At 71.0% G+C, this 871-nt stretch carries 1 protein-coding gene; it reads left to right on the forward strand.

What is annotated here, in order from left to right; translation table 11 throughout:
• Positions 1-748 (forward strand): type II toxin-antitoxin system HipA family toxin (locus tag AC1D15_RS34895; protein WP_477829682.1); only part of this gene is annotated, 748 nt, incomplete at its 5' end.
• Positions 749-871 lie beyond the last annotated feature (123 nt).

Raw genomic sequence — 871 nt, forward strand, 5'->3', positions numbered from 1 at the left:
GCCGCCGAAGGCGGTGGTGGAGGATGCGGCAGGGCTGTGGATCGCAAAGTTCAATGCGGCGACCGATGCCTGGAACAGCGCCCGCGTCGAGCACGCGATGCTGACGCTGGCGCGTCGCTGCGGCCTGACGACGGCCGACAGCCGGGTCGTCGAGATCGCCGGGCGCGACGTGCTGCTGGTCCGCCGCTTCGACCGCGAGAGAGTGCCAGGCGGCTACCTGCGAGCCCGCATGGTCAGCGCGCTGACGATGCTGCGGGCCGAGGACACCTTCCAGTCGCGCGATCACTGGTCGTACGTGCAACTGGCCGAGGAGCTGCGGCGGGCCTGCAGCGAGCCGCAGGCGAATGCGGCGGAGCTGTTCAGGCGCATGTGCTTCAACGCGCTGATCTCCAACATCGACGATCACCCGCGCAACCATGCGCTGATCGCGCGGGGGCGCGACTGGCAGCTGTCGCCGGCCTACGACCTGACGCCGGCCGTGCCGGTCAGCATCGAGCGGCGCGACCTGGCGATGGCCTGCGGCGATGCGGGCCGTTTCGCGAATGCCGACAACCTGCTGTCGCAGTGCCTGCGCTTTCTGCTGGAGCGCGAGCAGGCACGGCGACTGATCGACGAGATGGAAGCGCAGGTGCGCGGCACCTGGTTCGCCACCGCCCGCGAGGCGGGGGTGTCGCCGGCCGACTGCGACCGCATTGCGGCTGCGTTCGCCTACGAAGGCTTCCGGCGCGCGGCACGGCCCGCGCCCTGAGATCCGCGGCGCTGGCACACTCGCGCCATGCCGGAGTTGCCCGACATCACCGTCTACACCGAGCGCCTGGCCGACAAGGTGCAGGGCCGCGCGCTGCAGCGCGTGAAGGTGCTGCACCCGTTC

This window comes from Rhizobacter sp. P2_H2 (assembly GCF_056403375.1).